The sequence below is a fragment of the Mesorhizobium sp. M0028 genome, assembly GCF_040323855.1.
In the GTDB taxonomy this organism is placed as follows: Bacteria; Pseudomonadota; Alphaproteobacteria; order Rhizobiales; family Rhizobiaceae; genus Mesorhizobium.
Window position 1 is genome coordinate 1 of sequence record NZ_JAMYVG010000012.1, and the last position, 18,684, is coordinate 18,684.

The window sequence follows — 18,684 nt, forward strand, 5'->3', positions numbered from 1 at the left end:
ACGCTTTGCACCAGGCGGGGGGATGCGGGGGTTGGGCTTGCCAAGTGAGCGCGGACCGTAACCAACCTAAGCGCAACAGCGGCAACGCGTCCACCAACCGCCGGTTGGGAGCGACAGGACGACGGTGCGCGGGCTTGGCTTTGAAGCGTCAGCGGAGCGACGTTTGCACCTTTCGCTCGATGATCGCATTTTCGATGTCGATGTCGCTGACGTTAAGCTTTCTCACGAACTCCGCGTACCGCCAGGCTGGCGTTCGTCAATCGACCTCCTGCAAGCCGAGACGGGAACCAGGATCGACCTTGCCGCGATGCCGCCGGACGGCGTTGCCCGATGTAGGGCAGCGTGGTCGCGGCTCGTCGGGCGCAGGACATGTGTTGTTCATGGCTATGCGGCTGGTCTCGAAGAAGCCGCCCATGACATTGCCGCTCAGGCGTCAGCCGCTTGGGAAGCCGCTGTTTGTTGGAAAACGATTGCGTAATCAAGACGGCTCGCCGAAGTTAGATCCCTTTGATCGATGGCTAATGGCGGAATAGCCCAATAATTGTTTATCGCGCTCGGCAACGAGGAGTTTGACCGGGTCTCGAAGAAGGTTCTCCAGTTCGGACAGTGCAAGATGCGGCGCTCCGTTCGAACGTAGCAAGCTCCACAATCAGTTCATGAAGCCGAGCGGCATCGCCTGGCGATGCAACTCGGATCGCAATGGTCACGTGTCTGAATCTTTCGCCAACTCGAAGCCTTCATTGAGCCAACCGTAACGCCGCCAGCCATGATCTTCACCGGGCGACCGAGCTCCGCAAGGCGAAGCGCCCCCCGGTCGGCACCGTTGCAATGAGGGCCGGCGCAGTAGGTGACGAATACGATTTGGTCGGACCAGCGCTCCAGCTTTGAGCGGACAATCTTGCCATGGGGCAAGTTGATGGCCCCGGGGATATGACCTTGGGCGAACATCGAAGGGCTGCGGACATCGAGGAGGACGAAATCGGGTTCGCGCGACAGCGCATCATGAACATCCCAACAGTCCGTTTCGAAGGTAAATTCGGCTGAGAAGTGGTTCGCGTGCGATTTCGCTCGGAGACGTACCGCCGGAGACCTTTGCCGCGTTTGGGCCGCGTTCGCTAAGGGCCGCTATTTGAACGACCAGATCCGCAACAACTTCCGCTACCGTCTGGTCGCGAGCGATAGCGACGGGGGATGACCTGACCGGTCGAAACCCTTTAGAGCTTCTGTCGTTTTCCGCGCCTGCGGTTTCAGGAACCCGGGGGCGATTTAGGTGTATGGTAATTCTGCACGGACAAAATCCTGTGGCGAAGGGGGTTTGTCATGCCGATACATCGAAAAGCCGAAAATGCTGGTGTTTTCAAGCCATCCGAGATGGCGCTGCTGGGCCGCGTTTTCGATCGGTTGAAGGTCGACGCTCAATCTGAGCATCAACGTCAAGCGCTCGCGTCCCGGATCATTGCAAATTACATGGCCGGGCTAGTGGACGAGGAAGAACTTCTGTCGGCTTCCCGACAGCCGCTTGGACGGTAGGCGATTGACAGATCCCAATGGATCGGTTGGGCTTCCATCATTCCCGTAACTTCTCCGAAAGGGCGGAGATGCTCATCTGTTCGGCCGATGCGCATGTCACAGAAGACTTTTATCCCAAACTGGGGGGCTGACCCCAACCCGGACAGTCTACCCCTTGCCCGCTGGCTTCTGCTGGCGGGCCTTTTTGAATTGAGAGCCGAAGCGTAGCTTCTATCCTGGCGGTTTTTGGCCGGTCTTTAGTAAGCGCGCCTCGCGTAGCAATGACGCGTGGTCAGTTCCGATCATTTCAATCAGCTCGCGCGCTTGAGTCTCCGTTATGCCAGTTTCCTTGGCTAGGAACTTCGCCTGAAATCCTTCAATCGCTCGTGGTCTGACCTGTCCTCGCCCATGTGAGGCTCCTTCAGGTACCGAAGCCCTGGATCCGGACCTTGTTCCTCGCTCGGCCGCTTCGGACTTGGAAATCTTGCGCTGTCCAACTCTGGCAAATATAAGCTGCAGGATACCGAGAAGAAGCAGCCTAATGCGCGTCACAATCTAGTTCACCATGAGCGCCCGCGGGACGAACTCCTTGTAAAGTGGATAGGGTTCGACCCGCCCGAAACGTCTGTGCCCACGTTTGATTCCGATGAGCGAGTTAACGCATAAGCCGTTCGAAGACGCCAAGCCGCCAGGCATCAGCAGCACCGAGATTGAGGAAGACACCGGCAGCGTTCATTAGGCGATCCTCGACGCGATCGTTCATCTCAACGACGGAGTGGCCGACTGAGCGGTTAGCCTCTTGACGGTTTCAATGATGGCCTTGGCAAGCGCTTCTCCCTCATGGACGGGCAAAACGGCTTCCTCGCTCGGCAGGACGCCAGCTGGACATGTCTGTTCGATCGCCATCCGAACCAGTTGAAGGCCGGCGCGTTCGTTGCGGTGACCGGCGGCCTTTTCTCTGATGCGCTCGCGGAGCTGTTCCGCAAGGCAATCTTCATTGAGAACATCAGTCGATACCGGGGCGTCACGCATCTCTACGGCGACTTCGCGCAAGACTAAAAGGGGGTTCTGACCACGGTAGGACCATCTCGGGCTGCCGGCTAGAAAAAGGCCGGAAGGAAGCGCGATCATTAGTCTGATGCTCCGGGCAGGATCAACCAGCAGGGCCCTCCGAAGGCAGAGGTCACAGGTTCGAATCCTGTCGGGTGCGCTAAGGTTTTCAATCACTTACGTCCTTTTCACGGGCTGACCTCTGGGCCGTCTCACACTGCCTTCCCACATAAACGGCTTTTGGCAAGTTGGAAACGTCAGGGGCGTGGCTCCGGCGAGCGAAGATCGGCACCTGCGGGGAACGGGAACCAAAGAGGTGACGGTTCGTTCACTTGTTTCGGTTATTTCGGACATTGCGATTGTTGATTCGCGGTGCTATATCCGTTGAACACAGGGAAGACGACCATGACAACGCTGCTCGAACGACCGATATTGCCTTCGGCCGACGACGCCGAATTGGCTGCGCAGGCCAGCCGCCACCTTTCTAGAGCCAAACACGAGGGCGCTGAATTGCGCGTTCAAGTGGATGGAGGAGAGATGCTGCGCCTTCCTAAGGCAGTGAATGATCTTCTCTATCATTTGCTGACCGAAATGGCGCAGGGTAACGCCGTTACCCTGTTCCCAATCCATGCCGAACTGACGACACAGGAAGCCGCTGACTATCTGAACGTGTCACGTCCTTATCTTGTTCGACTTCTCGAGGAGGGCAAGGTGAAGTTCCACATGGTAGGAACTCATCGTCGAGTTAAGTTCCGTGATTTAGATGCGTTCCGCAAGTCAACTGAGGAAGAGCGTCAGCGTGTAATGGACGAACTAGCTGCCCAAGCGCAAGACTTGGGGATGGGCTATTAGGAAGTCCAGTTACACCGTCATTCTTGACGCCTGCGCACTGTACCCAGCCCCGCTGCGAGACTTCCTCATGGAGCTCGCAGCGGGAGGGCTGTTCCGTGCGAAATGGACCGAGCGCATTCATGACGAATGGATTCGTAACGTCCTTAATGACCGCAAGGACCTTAAGCCAGAGCAGTTGTTGCGGACGAAGCAGCTGATGAATCAGGCTGTACCTGACTGCTCGGTCGAAGGCTACGAGGATCTGATCGAAGGCCTGAAGCTCCCAGACGGTGATGACAGACATGTTCTTGCAGCCGCCATCCACACGGCTTGCGACGCCATCATCACTTTCAATCTAAAAGACTTTCCGCGAGACTACCTAGCGAAGTTCCAGCTAGAGCTCCTGCATCCGGACGAATTTCTGTTCCATCAGTTCGGGCTGAACACAGCTGCGGTCGTTGTGGCGGCGCAACGCTGTCGCGCGCGCTTGAAAAACCCTCCTAGGACGGCAGAGGAATACCTCGACACCCTCGAACGGCAAGGGCTCACCAAAACCGTGGCCGAACTCCGACACTACGCCGCCGTCATTTAGTCGCAGCCGTTCGCACTCGGCACATTAACACAGCGTCTCGCATGCCACGCCGTCGCTATCGCGGTCCAACTTTCCACCCCAGGAGCAGTTGCTAAGATACCATTGGGCCTCGTCGCACGAACTGATCTGCTTGCACGTTCGCCGCGGCTCGCATGAGTAACCGTTCTGCGCGACCAACTTGCGGCTGACGAGGCCAAGCGGCTGGCTGGGCGTCGCCCTATCGGCGTGCGCCGCCCGCCACTCCCAGGGCGCCTGAAACGTTCCGACCCACAGACCGACCTTCGCCGCCTTTGCCTTTGCTTGCTGCTCCGCGTACGCGCCGTGGCTGTAGCGCGGCCAATCCAGCGCCTGGCCGTTCTCGACCATCCATGAGGCGACACTGGAGCCGTCCGCCCGCCAGCAATCGCCGACAAAGCGGCCGTAGCGGTCCCAAGTGACGAAACTGCATTGCACCGGCCTCGAGGCGGCCAGGAACGTGTCCAGCGCGTTAGCGGCCCGTCGCCCGCAGGAATACTCAGAACCGTTCGCGTCGTTGCAGTACTGCCGGCTCTCGGGCGCATCGATGCCGTTGAAGCGGATGCGCTGGCCGTGGATCTCGATCGTATCGCCATCGATGACAGACGCGACACCGGCGATCGGCGCCGGCTTTGATCCGATCCAGTTTGATACGTTGAGCTCGGGCACAGGATCGCTATGCTGCATGACGAACTGCGTCACGTAGGCTGCCATCGCCGCCAAGGCCACGAACACGAGCCGCTTCGGAACGCCAGCCAGTTGGCGCACGCGCCCCGGCTTACGCCACTGGTCGGTTCGACCATTATAGCGAGACTTGCCCAACCCCTGTCTCCTCTTGAGGGGCAGAGTGCTTCTAATTGACGGCCAAGTCTAGAGCCGACGGCGGTCGGGTTCTTGGCCGGCGCACCGCACTGACCCAGGAACGCCACCGCTTCTCTGATCGTTGACTGCTTTTATTGAGCCGCGGTCATGCCATCTACCTCGATCCGCAAAACGGAATATGATCCCGGCAGCAAAACCCTCTCGGTGTGGTTCGTGGCCAGCGGAAAAGGGTACGTATTCGAGGACGTCCCACCGGAAACTTACGCCGCGTTCCGAGCTGCATTCGCCAAGGGCCGCTACTTCAACGACCATATCCGCAATCACTTCCGTTACCGAGATCGGTATGGCATCCGATCTGCCCGCGTCTCCTCCCTCCAGAGACGCGGGCTTTGAGGTTCGCGGAACCGAAACGTTCAAAGTTTATTGAATCGGGTTGGTGTGGCGTGGAGTTTGTATGAACGGGGCGAGGCTGGCGTTTATCCGTCCGATGGAGCCCAAGCTGGTCGCAAAGCCACCCGAGGGTGAACACTGGATTCACGAGATCAAGCTCGATGGCTACCGAACCCAGATCATCTTAAACAGCCCTGACGATATTCGCGCCTTCAGCAGCAGCGGAGCGGATTGGACGAGGAAATACACCGGCATCATCGAGGCGGCGCGGGATCTCGACGTCAAGAGCGCGATCTTTGAGGGCGAGGCGGTCGTCACGGGCGTGAATGGCCTGCCCGATTTCGACGCACTACAGAAAGCCGTACACAGCGATCGCTACGCCACGATCCTCGGCGCCTTCGACATCATGCATCTTGACGGCCACGATCTGCGCGACGTTGGCTGCAAGGCGCGCCGGGAAATTTTATTTGGCATCATCAAGCCGAACAGCCGCATCCAGTTCAGCGAGGCTCTACCCGGTGATGCCAAGTCGATTTTCTACCTCGCTGACCAGGCTGGCCTTGAAGGGATCGTCTCCAAGCGCGCCGACAGCCCGTATCGGAGTGGCCCGACGTTGAATTGGCTGAAGACCAAGAGCTGGACGGTCGAGGAATTCGAACTGCTAGGCGTCGGGCGCGAGCCGGGCAAGGCGGCGTTCGCCTTGCTCGCGCATCCCGACACCGGAAAGTATGTCGGTTCAGCCTTCATCTCGTTGGGGCGCGACATGAAGGAGCGGCTGTGGAAGCGGGTCAAGGAACATGCCGGCCCACCTCCGGGCGGCATCAAGAAGCGACCGGCGACGCTGTGGGTTGAGCCAGGCGTGAAGCTACGGATCAAGCATCTTCGTGGCGAGCACAGGTATATACGCCACGCTTCGCTGCTTGGCTTCGGCGACGATCCGGAGCGTCCGGGGAGATAAGGGCCCGCCTGCCAAATCCAGCAATGGCCGGCGGGCCCCCATCAGCGCAATGAAGGGACTTTTCTTGCTCCGATTTCTCCTTTCGGAGATGACGCTACCAACTATGAATGGGATGCGGCAGTTCCCGACGCCGCCCGTGCACCGGACCATTGAGCAGTCAGGTCAGACTTGGGTCCCGATGATCGGAGCGACGGTGCTGGGGCGCACCTCAATTGGGGCAGCGGGTCAGTCGCTCGACCGTCTCAATAATCGCCTTTGCCAGCGCCTCGCCCTCATGCACCGGCAGCGGTCCATAGAGCGTTGACCGCCTGCTCGCTCGGCAGCACGCCGGCGGGGCAGGTTAGCTCGATCGCTATGCGAACGAGCTGCAGGCCGGTTCTTTCGCGTGCTTGGCTTTTGCCCGCGAATGCGGGACTGTCCTGATCGTCGGCTTGTTCCAATCGAACCACCTGCTAGTTACTCCGATCTCATCCCGCTTCTTGGAAAACGGGTTCGCACCCGACGTGATGGGGGGGTAAGATGCGGTTTTCGGAGGAATTGATGCATTACACACTCCATGCTGCGCCAGGCTCTTGCTCTTTTGCACCTCACATCGTCATGGAGGAGATTGGAAGGCCCTATTCGCTGGCGTTGATGTCGCCAGGCCATCCCGAAGCCAAGACCGACGAATTTCACCGCTTAAACCCGAAAGGGCGAATCCCTGTTCTCATTGCCGACAATTTCACTCTCACTGAAGCGCCGGCAATCTTATTTCACCTGGCCCTGACGAATCCAGACGCGCGGCTCCTGGGAGCGGATGCAGAAAATATCATCCGTTCCATCGAATGGTTTAACTGGCTATCGAGTGCGGTTCACGCGGTCGCCGTCCGAATGATCTGGCGCGCCGACTTTTTCTTACCGGATCAATCGATGTACGAGCCCTTGATTCATAAAGGAAAGGAGCACTTGGCTTCTGCGTTTGCCCTTATAGAATCCAAGTTGACGGACCGAGATTGGGCCGTAGGAGAGTCCTATTCAATTGTTGATCCGTATTTGCTCGTATTCTACAGGTGGGGAAATCGTATGGCCGTTGACATGCGAAATACCTACCCAGCTTGGACCTCTCATGCACGTCGGTTGGAGGAGCGAGCGGCTGTGCAACGAGCCTTAACGCAAGAGGGAATATCCCTCTGGGAGTAGTTGTCGCGTTGCCGAATCCAAAAATTCACAAGACCATCGATCCTACGCGGTCGTGCTTAAATGTCTGGTAGCGTTGTTTAGCGGGAAACCAACGCTACGGCCTCATAAATGTAGTTCTCGTCCATCGTCAGGATACTGGCGCTGCGGTGGCGATCGTCAAGGCCGGCCAGCACGCATCATCGCGCGCGCGATGGCGAGCTGCGCCTCGACTTTGGCGTTTTCCTTCTGCGTCATGTTGTCGGCCGCGATCAGCCGCCGAAGCGACCGCATGATTTCGCCGCGCGTCCAACCTGCTTCGAGCATGCAATCAATGATCGCCTGAAAGCCTGGCTCCATCGCCTCCTGGCAATCGATCTCGCGGTCGGCATATTCGCCCTGTCGTCTCGGCGGCGTGATCATGCTCGCTCCCTAGAGATACGCTTCGGGGAAACCAACACGCGCAAGTTCTACGGCGTGAACTCGGAGATGGAGGAGTACGATCAGTTTCGGTGCGAGGCAGTGGGCACTACTCCACCCGCCGAGCAAAGCAAGGGTGTGCATGCGGAGCAAACCGAGGCTCAGCCGGCCGAGCCGAGCAAGGTTACGCCGAAAAAGGTCAAGACCGTGACTATCAGGACCGGCGAATGTGCAAACAAACAGAATTGCGTTTCCAATAACTCCACGCCCGGAACGTCGAACAGCAAGTAATGTGTTCGAAGCGAATTAGAGCGTGCTATGGGATTTCATGCTCTTGGTTGCAAAGACAGCCAATTGGGCACTCGTTCCCTAGCGATTGTGCACGAGACGATCTCGCTGGTGAAAGTGATAGGCGGAAAAACAGGTTCCGAAACGCTAACCACTTGCGGTCGCATTAGTATGGCTTGGTCGTGGAACGCAAAGGCTGACCCGATTTCGTCCCGCGATGCGGTACAGTTAGAGATCAAGCAAAACGTCGCCATGTGGGCGGCTGCAGCACGCTAGGATGTAGCCTGCCGATTGATCCTCCAAGGTCAGCCCGCCTAGGTCATCCATGACGACTTCGCCGGACAGCTTGGCGATCCGGCACGTACCGCAAATTCCCTGCTGGCAGGCGGTGGGGATGTGGACGCCACATTGGCGCGCCGCTTCCAGCAGGGTCTCTCCGGGCGCACAGTGATGCGCAATGCCGGAGCGGGCGAAGCGGACCGAAGACGAAATCTTTGAAGCCAGTTCCGAACGCGAACCGTTGCCGCCTCCGAAGCTCTCCTCATGAAACTGTGAAGGGGCGAGGCCGATTGCCTCCAGGCACCGGCGTGCCGCCTTCATGTAGGATTCCGGCCCACAGGCGAAAACGGTCCGGCTGTGAAGATCGGAAACCAGATTCAGGAGCATTTGACTGCTAATGCGTCCAGTTGGACCCGTCCAGGCTGGGTCTTCCTGACGGCAAATGCAAGTCACTTGAACATTGGGAAAGCGAGCGGCAAGTGCGTCCAGTTCGAGCCGAAAGATGATGTCGTCCGGCGTTTTCGCACTGTGAATGAAGTGGATATCCTGGGCGGCTGCGCGGTCGGTAAGTGCCCGCAACATAGACATGACGGGAGTTATCCCGCTGCCACCTGAAAGGAAGAGGGACTTTCCATGCGGCAGATCGTCGAGATTGAACGAGCCGAGCGGCCCTTCGATCTCGATCGCATCGCCCGGCATCAAATTGTCATGGAGCCAATTCGAAACGAGCCCGCCCGGCGTCCGTTTCACGGTAATCTGAAGGTCGAGCGGTCGCGTCGGTGGTGACGAAACAGAGTAGGAGCGCGTCACCGCGGCACCGTCGATCCTCAGGTGCACCAGAACATACTGGCCAGCGCTGAAGCAGAAGATTCGATCTGAAGCGGGTGTGAGAACGAATGTTTTCACATCGTGCGTTTCGTCGATCACGCGCCGGCAGTGCACAAGCTGCGGTGTGGTCTGTGCCCACTGCCGGTGACGCTTTGTTGGGACGAAGCCGGAGGCTGCAAAGGCCGCGTATGCATTCATCATTCAACTCAGGTTTGGAGTCGAGCCAAGATGCCATTTCAAACCCCGCTGAACAGCCGCGCAATCCTGCCTTTATGATCGGTAATTTCGATTAAACTTCCAGTGACATCACAGCGACCTGGAGGGCTCGGATGCCTTTGCGAATGATGGGTTCGTGTTTGCGGCGCGCGAGTATCGCGGTGTGGACTGGCTGGTGCAGCGTCGGCGCTCCCTCGACCAGGAACGATCGGAGTTCAGCAGTGAACCTGCGCGCATCGTCGCTACGCATATAGCAGGTGCCACCCGTTCGTCGGAGCATGATCTCCGCCAGAGTTTCCGATCCCGTCGAAAGCCGACAGATCGCCAGCTCGGCCAGCAGCTCTGCGTGCGTCTTTTCCAGCACGGCGGTATAGCCCGGGCGAATGTACGTTTCAGGGTCCACGTCGGACAGCGTTCTGGCAGCCGTCGAAACCATCACATATTCCTCGACCATCAGATGTTCGTAGGCGATCTCAGGCAGGTAGCGAGGCGCATAAAGCACGGCGATATCCAGATTTCCCATGCTAAGATCGCTGACCATCTGGTTTGAATAATCCGACTCGACATGGATCGAGGACTTTGGAAGGGCCTGGCATAGTGTCTCGACCCATCCGGGCAGGACCGAGCGGGTCATGCCCACCTGTGCGGCGATGCGCAAGGTGCCCTCGAAACGGTTGAACGCCCGCACGTCGTGGCGAGCTTGCGACCAGGTTGACAGCAGGGATCTGGCGTACGCTTCGAACCGCCGTCCCGCGGCTGTCGGCTCAGCGCCGGCGCGCCCGCGCTGAAAGAGCTCGGACCCGATCGCGCTCTCGAGGTTCTTGATGCGGGTGCTGATCGTCGACTGGGTCAACCCCAAGCGATCGGCGGTACGATTGAAATTTCGCGACTCGATGATGTCGAGAAAGGTTTCGATGTGATCTAGCTGCACGGGACCTCCCGATCGAAAAAGTCGATCATATTGCGCAGGATCATAAGCTTGATCAAACAATACTCAAGGCGGAAGCTGCCCTCGGTGAAATCGGCCGGCAGATCGACCAGGCTGAAGCTACGGAGCTGAGCAACGTGTTCATAGTCGACTGCGATTGTCACAATTACTGGTCAAGCGCGACCGTACTGGAGTCCTACCTTTCCGGCCTATGGAAGGACATGTTCGTTGAAGGCGAGAAGACAGGCCCCGTTGGCGCCTTCCCGCATGGCCATCGTCCCTGGTTTCATCCGCAGGACTTCTCCCGCAAGGACGTCCGTCCGAAAACAGAAGCCGACAACTATCTCATCATGAAGGAAAAACACCTCGACAAGTACAAGGTCGATGTGGCGATCCTGACCGGCGATGAGCCGATCGAGGCTTCCACCCTCGCCAATCCTTATTATGCCAGCGCCCTCGTCAGCGCCTACAATGACTACCAGATCGACCAATGGCTGCCGAAGGACGATCGCTTCATGGGCTCGATCATCATCGCGCCACAGGATCCGAAGCTCGCGGCCGCCGAGATACGCCGTCTGGGCAATCATCCGCGCATGGTTCAGGTTCTCGCTTCGCAAGGCTCCGTCAAGCCTTATGGCGATCCGTTTTACCATCCAATCTACGAGGCTTGCGCCGAGGTGGGGCTGCCCTTTGCCATACATCTGGGCGGCCATGGCGGCGTGAATTCGACCGCGATTGCTCCGGCCCCGACGACATTCTTCTGGGAGACCCATGCCATCCTGCACATGTCGGCGATTTCGCATGTCGCAAGCATGATTGCGCATGGCGTCTTCGAAAAATGGCCGGACCTCTACTTCGTGGTCATCGAATGCGGCGTCGCCTGGGTGCCGTCGGTGCTGTGGCGCCTGGACGCCGATTACAAAGCCCTACGCAAAGAGACGCCATGGCTGAAAATGCTGCCTTCCGAATACTGCCGGCGCAACATCCGCTTTTCCACGCAGCCACTGGAGCAGCCCGCAAATATTCAGCATCTCTGGTCCACTCTCGAGGCAATGGACGGAGAAAATACGCTGATGTTTGCCTCAGACTATCCGCATTGGGATTACGACGATGCCAACACGCTGCAAATCCCTCCTGCCTGGAAGAGCAAGATCATGGGGCTGAATGCGCTGGAGGTTTACAAACGCATCCCCCGCGCGCAAGCGGCGAATGCCGCCTGAGGAAGCAGACGATGCCCGAGAAGACATACATCTGCCGCGTCGACGAGATCGAAACCGGATCTCCCTTCATCGCCAAGATCCGCAGCCTTTCGGTCGGCGTTTTTCGCATCGGAGACTCATTCCACGCGCTGCTGAATGTTTGTCCGCACCGCGGCGCTCCGCTTTGCGAGGGGCCGCAATGCGGAACAACTGCACCGGTCGAAGAGGCGCAATTCATCTATCACCGCGAAAACGAGATCGTGCGCTGCGCCTGGCATGGCTGGGAATTCGACATCAAATCAGGCGCGGCCCTGGTCGATCCGTCCGTTCGCGCGCGCACATTTCCAGTAACCGTCGAAGCGGGCAGCATCTATGTGACGGCCTGATTGAGGTACGGATTCGAAGAGTAGAAGAAAGGTGATCGAAACTAACTTCACAGGTGCTTGACGAACAATAACGCGGAAAATCCGTAATGGGAGAGTCAAATGTCAGAATCTGAATACAAGCTTGGTATCGCTCAAAGCCTGATCGGTCACGGCAAGATTTCCCGCCGTGACTTCATTCATCTTGGGCTGGCCGCTGGGCTGACGGTCACCGCTGCGGACAAGCTCTTTGTCAGCACGGCCCGGGCCGAACCGCTGCAGGGCGGCTTCGCCAAGCTCGGCATGGCACATGGCGCAACGACGGATTCGATCGATCCGGCCGGCTACCCGGACACATTCACACAAACGGCATTCTCCGGCTCGATGTCCAACAGCCTCACCGAGGTCGACGCGAAAGGTAACGTCCAACCGGATCTTGCCGAGAGCTTTGAATCATCCGACGGCGCCAAAACCTGGGTCTTCAAGCTGCGCAAGGGCGCAACCTTCCACAATGGCAAGAATGTGACGGCGGACGATGTCGTGACTTCGCTGCGCTATCATATGGGCGACGAAACCAAATCGGCGGCGAAGCCGCTGCTTGAGCCCGTGGCCAGCATCAAGGCGGATGGCCCGGAGACGGTTGTCTTCACGCTGAAGAGCGGCAACGCCGATTTCCCCTACATCATGAGTGACTACCATCTGGTCATCATGCCGGCCAAGGACGGCAAGGCGGATTGGGGATCGGGCGTTCGCACCGGTGCTTTCGTGCTCGAGAATTTCCAGCCCGGCGTCTCGGCCAAACTCAAGCGCAATCCGAACTATTTCAAGAACGGCAAGCCCTATCTCGACGAGGTGGAGTTCATCGCCATCACCGATCTCGCCGCTCGCATGGCCGCGTTATCGACAGGGGAGGTGGACTATATTGGCCGCGCCGACCTCAAGACCCTCGGCATGTTGAAACGCAATCCCAAGGTGGAGATCGTCGAGGTCACCGGCTATGGCCACTATACCTTGCCGATGAATGTCACGGTTGCGCCGTTCGACAATCCAGACGTCCGAATGGCTTTGAAATGGGCGATTAACCGTCAGGAGATCGTCGACAAGATCTTTCTCGGCCACGCCACGGTGGCCAACGACAACCCGATCGCCCCGGCGATCAAATTCGCCACGAATCCGCAGCCGCAGCACAGTTTCGATCCGGAAAAATCCAAGCATTACCTGAAAAAGGCCGGAATGGAAAAGCTGAAGATGGACCTCTCGGTCGCCGATGCCGCCTTTGCCGGCGCTGTGGACGCGGCTGCCCTCATCCGCGAGACGGCAGCCCAGTGCGGCATCGACGTAAACGTCGTGCGTGAGGCCGAGGACGCCTATTGGGACAATGTCTGGCTCAAGAAACCCTGGTGCGCTTCCTATTGGAGCGGTCGCGCGACGGCCGACTGGATGTTCACGCAAGCCTTCGCCGCAGACTCCAGCTGGAACGAGTCGTTCTGGAAAAATCCCCGCTTCAACGAGTTGCTTGTCCAGGCGCGCGCCGAGACGGACGAGGCCAAGCGGGCGGCAATGTATGCCGAGATGCAGCAACTGACCCATGATGATGGCGGCAGCATCGTGCTGGTCTTCAATAATTTCGTCAGCGCCAAATCCAATAAGCTCGCACATGGCGAGGTGGCGCCGAACTGGGAGAATGATGGATTGAAGATGGCCGAACGCTGGTGGATCGCCACTGCGTGAGAGTGCGGGCCGGACCCGCGATGGCTATTAGGCTCCGGCTTGCAACCGCGTGCCCTGACTGGTGTGGCAGGGCGGCGGCAGCAACGAGAAACGCGTACCCATGAACCCCGTCGCAAGAACGGTTCTGCAGCGCCTTGGCCTCGGCCTGGTCACGCTGTTCATCGTGTCCATCATCATCTTCTCTGCGATTGCAATGCTGCCGGGCGACTTCGCCAAGGCGATGCTCGGGCAATCGGCGACACCCGAAACGGTCGTCGCCTTCCAGCGAGAAATCGGCATCGACCGTCCGCCTGTCGAGCGCTACTTCGTCTGGGTCGGGCAGATGCTCCACGGTGATTTCGGCTCTTCATTCGCGAGCCGCACCGGATACCGGCGCACCGTCGCCGAGATTATCGCCCCGCGCCTCTACAATACGATGTTCCTTGCATCGATGACCGCGCTGATAGCAGTTCCGCTGGCCCTGGGATTGGGCATCCTCGCTGCGCTCTACCGCAATGGCTGGTTCGACCGGCTGGTGAACGCAGTGACGCTGACGACCATTTCGTTCCCCGAGTTTTTCGTCGCCTATATGCTTGCCTACCTCGTCATCTCGCGCGACACGTTCATCGGATCCGAGTTCGCACAATCCCTGCCGCACTGGCTCGCGGTCTCGCTGAACTGGATACTCAATGCAGTTCCTAAGTTCCCGACATTGTCGAATGTGAACGATCAGACGCCGTTTTGGGAACATGTCTGGAGAGTAGCCTTGCCGGCGATCACTCTTACGCTCGTCATCGTGGCGCACATGATGCGAATGACACGAGCGGCGATCATCAACATGCTGGCAAGCCCATATATCGACATGGCGCGTCTCAAGGGAATGTCGCCCATGGCCATCGTACTCAGGCATGCCTTGCCCAACGCATGGGCTCCGATCGTCACGGTGGTGGCGTTCAATCTTGCTTATCTCGTCGTCGGAGTGGTCGTGGTCGAAGTGGTGTTCGTCTATCCCGGCATCGGTCAGCTGATGGTTGACGCGGTCAAATCAAGGGATGTTCCGGTGGTCCAGGCCTGCGCCCTGATTTTCGCCGCGACCTACATCCTGCTCAATCTGACCGCCGATATTATTTCCATCGCCACCAATCCAAGACTCTTGCATCCACGATGACCAGCTACGAACCCATGGCTCAGGTTCACAGGCTGAGGCGCTCGCGCGCCACCCGTGCGAAAACGGCGCTGAAGAAGGCACCCTTCAGTGCATGGTTCGGCATCCTCGTGATCCTCGGTTATGTCATCGTTGCGGTGTTCGCGCATTGGATAGCCCCATACGGCGAAACGCAGGTCTTCAGCGAAGCCTTTGCACCGTGGAGCCAGCAGTTCAAATTGGGAACCGACCAGCTCGGCCGGGACATGCTCACGCGCCTGATTTACGGTGCGCGCAACACCATCGGTATCGCCGTCGCGACCACATTGCTGTCCTTCGCGGTCGGCGTCTCGCTCGGCCTTCTTGCCGCATTGTATAGGGGATGGCTCGACCAGATACTGTCGCGTGCGGTGGACGTGTTGATGTCGATCCCAAGCCTGATCTTCGCCCTGGTGCTGCTCTCGATCTTCGGCTCGTCGATCACCAGCCTGATAATCATCATTGCGCTGCTCGATTCCACCCGCGTCTTTCGGCTCGCACGCGCCGTCGGGCTTAACGTGGCAGTGATGGAATATGTCGAGGTGGCGCGATTGCGCGGCGAAGGCCCGAAATGGATCATCGCCAAGGAAATCCTTCCCAATGTCATGCCGCCGCTGGTCGCGGAGTTCGGTTTGCGATTTTGCTTCGTATTCCTCACGATCGCGGCACTGTCCTTCCTGGGCGTCGGTATTCAGCCGCCGACCGCTGATTGGGGGTCGATGGTGCGCGAGAATGCGACCCTGATCACCTACGGTGATGTCACGCCGCTGCTGCCGGCCGGCGCGATTGCCCTCCTTACAGTCTCCGTGAATTTCGTCGTCGACTGGTTCCTGCACGCAACCAGCGGGTTGCGCGATGAAAGGTAGCGGTCCGGGCTCGCGCGAAAAAGGCAAGGATCTGCTGCAGATCCGCAACCTACATGTCGAGGGTTTCTCGGACGAGCGGTGGCATCCCATTGTCCGCGGGGTCGATCTGGCGCTGAAGCGGGGGGAGGTTCTTGGCCTGATCGGCGAGTCAGGCGCCGGCAAATCCACCATTGGCCTCGCCGCGATGGGTTACGCCAAGCCAGGCTGCCGTATTACACAGGGCTCGATCCTGTTCGACGGAATCAATCTTCTGGCACTCAGCGAAACAGGGCGGCGTCGCCTCAGAGGCTCCCGCATTGCCTATGTCGCGCAAAGCGCAGCGGCCTCTTTCAATCCGGCCCACCGACTCCTTGACCAGACTGTCGAAACAGTCGTGGCCCATGGGATTGCCAGCCGCGAGAAAGCGAACCGGAGTGCCGTCGATCTCTATCGCCGTCTTCAGCTTCCAGATCCGGAGACGATCGGCTTTCGCTATCCTCATCAGGTTTCCGGCGGACAGTTGCAACGGGCAATGACCGCGATGGCGATGGCTTGCCGTCCGGACCTCATCATCTTTGACGAGCCAACGACGGCGCTCGATGTGACGACGCAGGTCGAAGTTCTCGCCTCCATTCGCAACATCGTGGAGGAATTCAACACCGCTGCAATCTATGTGACGCATGATCTGGCGGTGGTGGCGCAAATGGCGGACCGGATCATGGTTTTGCGCCATGGACTTACCGTGGAGGAGGCAGAAACGCGCCAGATGCTCGCCTCGCCCAGCCAGGAATATACCAAGACGCTCTGGGCCGTGCGCAAGCTCGCCAAGCCCGAAGTTCCGGCCGATGACTATCTGCTTACGATAGACAACGTCACGGCGGCCTACGGCCGGGCGGTTAAGGTGCTCCAGGGTGTCTCCATCAACGTTCCACGTGGAAGAACAGTGGCTGTGGTCGGCGAATCCGGTTCCGGGAAATCGACGCTCGCTCGCGTTGTTACCGGCCTGCTGCCGCCGCTTTCGGGATCGATTTCCTTTGCTGGCCAGGCCCTTTCCAAGACCCTGAAGGCGCGCCCAAAAGAGATCTTGCGCCGCATACAGATGATTTATCAAATGCCCGACAACGCCCTAAATCCGCGGCAGACGGTCGAAGAAGTCATAGCTCGTCCGCTTGAATTCTACCTCGGCCTCAAGGGTGCACAGCGGGATAGGCGGATCGGCGAACTCATGCACATGGTCGAGATGAGCGAAACTTACCTGGATCGTCTGCCGGCCGAACTGTCGGGGGGTCAGAAGCAGCGCGTTTGCATCGCCCGAGCGTTGGCTGCCGATCCGGAACTCATCATCTGCGACGAAATCACGTCCGCGCTCGACCAGATTGTGCAGGAGGAAATCCTGAAGCTCTTAATGCGGCTTCAGCGCGAGCTCGGCATGAGCTACATTTTCATCACCCATGACATTGCCACCGTGCGAGCGATCGCCGACGAGATTGTGGTCATGCACCAGGGGAAAGTCGTTGAGCAGGGATTAAAGAGCGAAGTTCTCACGCCGCCGCATGCCCCCTATACCGAACGGCTTTTGTCCTCCGTGCCGGAAATGGATCCGGATTGGCTCACAAGGCTGCTCGCCAGCCGGAGGATGTGATCGTCGGGCAGAGCGTCGCGTGTCTTCCATATCGCCACCATTTTACAGCTTGGCGGTCGGCCGTACGGAACAATGCGGGGAAATTGGCGGTTCTCGCCGCACCAACTGCAGAGCCTGCTTCTCGGCAAAGCGGTCGGTTCGTTCCGTCCATCGGAACGAACCGAGCGCACTTTCCTGACGTTCTTGTGAACGCCGCAATGATCGCGGTTCGGAATTCAATCAATCTTGGGTGGGGACTCCTGCAGCGGATTTGAATCGTGATCGTCGCGCAGCCGTACCAGCAGTGCCGACCGCAGGTCCGCTGCGTCTCTTCCGGCGATCCGATCGCCGGTCGCGAGCGGGTCAGGTGCTCTTCAGGGTCCCGTTCATCCCTTCCGGATAGAAGCCACCCTTGCTGACGCCGTCCTTGTCGGTGAGATAGACGATCCGCAGCACTTCTTTCGGCGTCCTGGTGAACGCGATCGCGTCGGGCGTCGAGGGAACGAAATTGGCCTTGCCATTCACCTGGATGCCCTGGTCCTTGTCTTCCGGCCCGTCGATCTTGTCTCGTGCATCGGAGACGGCGTTGGCGGCCTTCCAGGCTTTCTCTCCCTTCCGGTATAGAGTGGAGCGCGCCATTCCCATGTGGTAGGCCTCGACCGCCAATATGCCCGCCGCGGCGGCGAGGAAGTCCTTGTTCTTCAGAAGCGTCGCAGCACCGGCATAGGCGGTGACGCCGACATCCTCGAACAGCATGCCGCCGAGAACAAAGTTCGTTTCGTTGCCAAAGGGGTCGAAGTCCCGCCCGAGGCCCGCTGCCTCCGCAACCGCTTTGAACCCAGCATCGAAATCGATGGCCGGCCTGTCGACTGCGTTCTTTGCAAGCGTCTTGCGGTAGAACCGGACATGCGCGAGTTCGTTTTCAGCAACCTCCTGCATGAATTCGCCGATGGCGGGTGTCTCGAAGGACACTTTCTTTCCGCCGACCACATCGCCGGGTTTGGAACCGGCATCGGCGGCGTCGATGCCCTTTCCGGTGGTGCCGCGAAGGTAGTATTCGGCCTCCATGTATTCCAAGTTGAGCGCAAAGCGGAAAATGTCCTCGTCCTGCAGTTCCTCCTTGGCATAGGCGCGAGAAACCGGCGCCAGGCCCGTCGTGGCGGCGAGGCTGGCTCCCAGCCCAAACTGCAATGCGCGGCGACGGGAAAGGTGGAGTGAAGGGATGGCACGTATCATGGCTTCCTCCCAAAAGCCCGCCGGCGTCACCTGTTTGGCACCTTATCGCGGGCAACGCGCCCAACTCCGCCATAGGCGAAATGTTCCTGTAAAGGTCGGACTTTGCAGGGGTTGCTCCCGGATCAATGGCTTTTTGGGCAGCGTAACGTCGGAGTTGGCATCGACTATTTGTGACCAAGCCTCGAGTCCAGACATTGAGGTGACACATTATGAGCCGGATAGGCTACGCCCGCGTCAGCACGGTCGA

19 protein-coding genes and 1 pseudogene are annotated in these 18,684 nt (G+C 58.8%); 14 read left to right on the plus strand and 6 right to left on the minus strand.

Going from position 1 to position 18,684, the window contains the following annotated elements; genetic code table 11:
- Positions 1-241: 241 nt before the first annotated feature.
- Positions 242-478: pseudogene (locus NKJ93_RS21055) on the plus strand (aminoglycoside phosphotransferase); the annotation flags it as partial.
- A 176-nt stretch (positions 479-654) separates the two neighbouring features.
- Here NKJ93_RS21055 and NKJ93_RS21060 read toward each other — a convergent pair.
- Positions 655-948 carry a rhodanese-like domain-containing protein gene (locus NKJ93_RS21060; protein WP_352496202.1) on the minus strand — a complete coding sequence of 98 codons (294 nt, stop codon included), beginning with the start codon at positions 946-948 and terminating at the stop codon, positions 655-657.
- A 372-nt stretch (positions 949-1,320) separates the two neighbouring features.
- Here NKJ93_RS21060 and NKJ93_RS21065 point away from each other — a divergent pair, with 372 nt between their 5' ends.
- The 4 genes from NKJ93_RS21065 to NKJ93_RS21080 all read left to right on the plus strand — a co-directional run bounded on the left by NKJ93_RS21065 (position 1,321) and on the right by NKJ93_RS21080 (position 3,982).
- Positions 1,321-1,530 (plus strand): hypothetical protein, encoded by a 210-nt coding sequence (locus NKJ93_RS21065; protein ID WP_352496201.1) that lies wholly within the window; start codon positions 1,321-1,323, stop codon positions 1,528-1,530.
- A gap of 819 nt (positions 1,531-2,349) precedes the next feature.
- The gene (locus NKJ93_RS21070) at positions 2,350-2,568 is read left to right on the plus strand and encodes a hypothetical protein (protein ID WP_352590879.1); all 219 of its coding nucleotides are present in this window, start codon (positions 2,350-2,352) and stop codon (positions 2,566-2,568) included.
- 396 nt (positions 2,569-2,964) lie between these two features.
- On the plus strand, positions 2,965-3,411 hold the full coding sequence (locus NKJ93_RS21075; protein WP_352496483.1) for a helix-turn-helix domain-containing protein: 447 nt from the start codon (positions 2,965-2,967) through the stop codon (positions 3,409-3,411).
- Positions 3,407-3,982, plus strand: coding sequence for a PIN domain-containing protein (locus tag NKJ93_RS21080; protein WP_502900433.1), 576 nt, complete (start codon positions 3,407-3,409; stop codon positions 3,980-3,982). The genes NKJ93_RS21075 and NKJ93_RS21080 overlap by 5 nt, the downstream gene beginning before the upstream one ends.
- A 24-nt stretch (positions 3,983-4,006) precedes the next feature.
- Here the strand turns inward: NKJ93_RS21080 and NKJ93_RS21085 are convergent, their stop codons facing one another.
- Positions 4,007-4,819 (minus strand): thermonuclease family protein, encoded by an 813-nt coding sequence (locus NKJ93_RS21085; protein WP_352590882.1) that lies wholly within the window; start codon positions 4,817-4,819, stop codon positions 4,007-4,009.
- Positions 4,820-4,966: 147 nt separating this feature from the next.
- On the opposite strand from NKJ93_RS21085, the gene NKJ93_RS21090 reads away from it, so the two are divergent.
- From NKJ93_RS21090 to NKJ93_RS21100, 3 genes are all read left to right on the plus strand, one after another.
- The gene (locus tag NKJ93_RS21090) at positions 4,967-5,212 is read left to right on the plus strand and encodes a KTSC domain-containing protein (RefSeq protein ID WP_352496485.1); all 246 of its coding nucleotides are present in this window, start codon (positions 4,967-4,969) and stop codon (positions 5,210-5,212) included.
- A gap of 61 nt (positions 5,213-5,273) precedes the next feature.
- Complete coding sequence (locus NKJ93_RS21095; protein WP_352590885.1) at positions 5,274-6,167, plus strand: ATP-dependent DNA ligase; 894 nt, start codon at positions 5,274-5,276, stop codon at positions 6,165-6,167.
- Positions 6,168-6,707: 540 nt separating this feature from the next.
- Positions 6,708-7,346, plus strand: coding sequence for a glutathione S-transferase family protein (locus NKJ93_RS21100; protein ID WP_352496487.1), 639 nt, complete (start codon positions 6,708-6,710; stop codon positions 7,344-7,346).
- 156 nt (positions 7,347-7,502) lie between these two features.
- Here NKJ93_RS21100 and NKJ93_RS21105 read toward each other — a convergent pair whose 3' ends face one another.
- The 3 genes from NKJ93_RS21105 to NKJ93_RS21115 form a co-directional block, all read right to left on the minus strand.
- Positions 7,503-7,745, minus strand: coding sequence for a hypothetical protein (locus NKJ93_RS21105; RefSeq protein ID WP_352590887.1), 243 nt, complete (start codon positions 7,743-7,745; stop codon positions 7,503-7,505).
- Between the two features lie 513 nt (positions 7,746-8,258).
- Positions 8,259-9,335 carry an FAD-binding oxidoreductase gene (locus NKJ93_RS21110; RefSeq protein ID WP_352590890.1) on the minus strand — a complete coding sequence of 359 codons (1,077 nt, stop codon included), beginning with the start codon at positions 9,333-9,335 and terminating at the stop codon, positions 8,259-8,261.
- Between the two features lie 91 nt (positions 9,336-9,426).
- A complete protein-coding gene (locus NKJ93_RS21115) occupies positions 9,427-10,284 on the minus strand; it encodes a LysR family transcriptional regulator (RefSeq protein ID WP_352496494.1) in 858 nt (285 codons plus the stop codon).
- A 134-nt stretch (positions 10,285-10,418) separates the two neighbouring features.
- Between NKJ93_RS21115 and NKJ93_RS21120 the strand changes: the two genes are divergently transcribed.
- The 6 genes from NKJ93_RS21120 to NKJ93_RS21145 all read left to right on the plus strand — a co-directional run bounded on the left by NKJ93_RS21120 (position 10,419) and on the right by NKJ93_RS21145 (position 17,222).
- Positions 10,419-11,501, plus strand: coding sequence for an amidohydrolase family protein (locus tag NKJ93_RS21120; protein WP_352496495.1), 1,083 nt, complete (start codon positions 10,419-10,421; stop codon positions 11,499-11,501).
- A gap of 11 nt (positions 11,502-11,512) precedes the next feature.
- On the plus strand, positions 11,513-11,866 hold the full coding sequence (locus NKJ93_RS21125) for a Rieske (2Fe-2S) protein (protein ID WP_292653661.1): 354 nt from the start codon (positions 11,513-11,515) through the stop codon (positions 11,864-11,866).
- 99 nt (positions 11,867-11,965) lie between these two features.
- Positions 11,966-13,573, plus strand: a complete 1,608-nt coding sequence (locus NKJ93_RS21130) for an ABC transporter substrate-binding protein (RefSeq protein WP_352590893.1) — start codon at positions 11,966-11,968, stop codon at positions 13,571-13,573.
- A gap of 100 nt (positions 13,574-13,673) precedes the next feature.
- Positions 13,674-14,720: an ABC transporter permease gene (locus NKJ93_RS21135; RefSeq protein WP_031194803.1), complete on the plus strand. Its 1,047-nt coding sequence runs from the start codon at positions 13,674-13,676 to the stop codon at positions 14,718-14,720.
- A 14-nt stretch (positions 14,721-14,734) separates the two neighbouring features.
- The gene (locus NKJ93_RS21140) at positions 14,735-15,601 is read left to right on the plus strand and encodes an ABC transporter permease (RefSeq protein ID WP_502896978.1); all 867 of its coding nucleotides are present in this window, start codon (positions 14,735-14,737) and stop codon (positions 15,599-15,601) included.
- Entirely contained in the window at positions 15,591-17,222 is a 1,632-nt protein-coding gene (locus NKJ93_RS21145; RefSeq protein ID WP_352590896.1) for an ABC transporter ATP-binding protein, read from the plus strand. Before NKJ93_RS21140 ends, NKJ93_RS21145 begins: the two co-directional genes overlap by 11 nt.
- Positions 17,223-17,564: 342 nt before the next feature.
- Here NKJ93_RS21145 and NKJ93_RS21150 read toward each other — a convergent pair whose 3' ends face one another.
- Complete coding sequence (locus tag NKJ93_RS21150; RefSeq protein WP_352496499.1) at positions 17,565-18,437, minus strand: ferritin-like domain-containing protein; 873 nt, start codon at positions 18,435-18,437, stop codon at positions 17,565-17,567.
- Positions 18,438-18,684: the final 247 nt, after the last annotated feature.

Excerpts from the sequence above, each read along its gene's own strand:
- NKJ93_RS21060 (WP_352496202.1), bottom strand. The coding sequence starts at position 948 with ATGTTCGCCCAAGGTCATATCCCCGGGGCCATCAACTTGCCCCATGGC.
- NKJ93_RS21065 (WP_352496201.1), top strand. The coding sequence starts at position 1,321 with ATGCCGATACATCGAAAAGCCGAAAATGCTGGTGTTTTCAAGCCATCC.
- NKJ93_RS21070 (WP_352590879.1), top strand. The coding sequence starts at position 2,350 with ATGGACGGGCAAAACGGCTTCCTCGCTCGGCAGGACGCCAGCTGGACA.
- NKJ93_RS21075 (WP_352496483.1), top strand. The coding sequence starts at position 2,965 with ATGACAACGCTGCTCGAACGACCGATATTGCCTTCGGCCGACGACGCC.
- NKJ93_RS21090 (WP_352496485.1), top strand. The coding sequence starts at position 4,967 with ATGCCATCTACCTCGATCCGCAAAACGGAATATGATCCCGGCAGCAAA.
- NKJ93_RS21095 (WP_352590885.1), top strand. The coding sequence starts at position 5,274 with ATGAACGGGGCGAGGCTGGCGTTTATCCGTCCGATGGAGCCCAAGCTG.
- NKJ93_RS21100 (WP_352496487.1), top strand. The coding sequence starts at position 6,708 with ATGCATTACACACTCCATGCTGCGCCAGGCTCTTGCTCTTTTGCACCT.
- NKJ93_RS21105 (WP_352590887.1), bottom strand. The coding sequence starts at position 7,745 with ATGATCACGCCGCCGAGACGACAGGGCGAATATGCCGACCGCGAGATC.
- NKJ93_RS21110 (WP_352590890.1), bottom strand. The coding sequence starts at position 9,335 with ATGAATGCATACGCGGCCTTTGCAGCCTCCGGCTTCGTCCCAACAAAG.
- NKJ93_RS21125 (WP_292653661.1), top strand. The coding sequence starts at position 11,513 with ATGCCCGAGAAGACATACATCTGCCGCGTCGACGAGATCGAAACCGGA.
- NKJ93_RS21130 (WP_352590893.1), top strand. The coding sequence starts at position 11,966 with ATGTCAGAATCTGAATACAAGCTTGGTATCGCTCAAAGCCTGATCGGT.
- NKJ93_RS21135 (WP_031194803.1), top strand. The coding sequence starts at position 13,674 with ATGAACCCCGTCGCAAGAACGGTTCTGCAGCGCCTTGGCCTCGGCCTG.
- NKJ93_RS21140 (WP_502896978.1), top strand. The coding sequence starts at position 14,735 with ATGGCTCAGGTTCACAGGCTGAGGCGCTCGCGCGCCACCCGTGCGAAA.
- NKJ93_RS21145 (WP_352590896.1), top strand. The coding sequence starts at position 15,591 with ATGAAAGGTAGCGGTCCGGGCTCGCGCGAAAAAGGCAAGGATCTGCTG.
- NKJ93_RS21150 (WP_352496499.1), bottom strand. The coding sequence starts at position 18,437 with ATGATACGTGCCATCCCTTCACTCCACCTTTCCCGTCGCCGCGCATTG.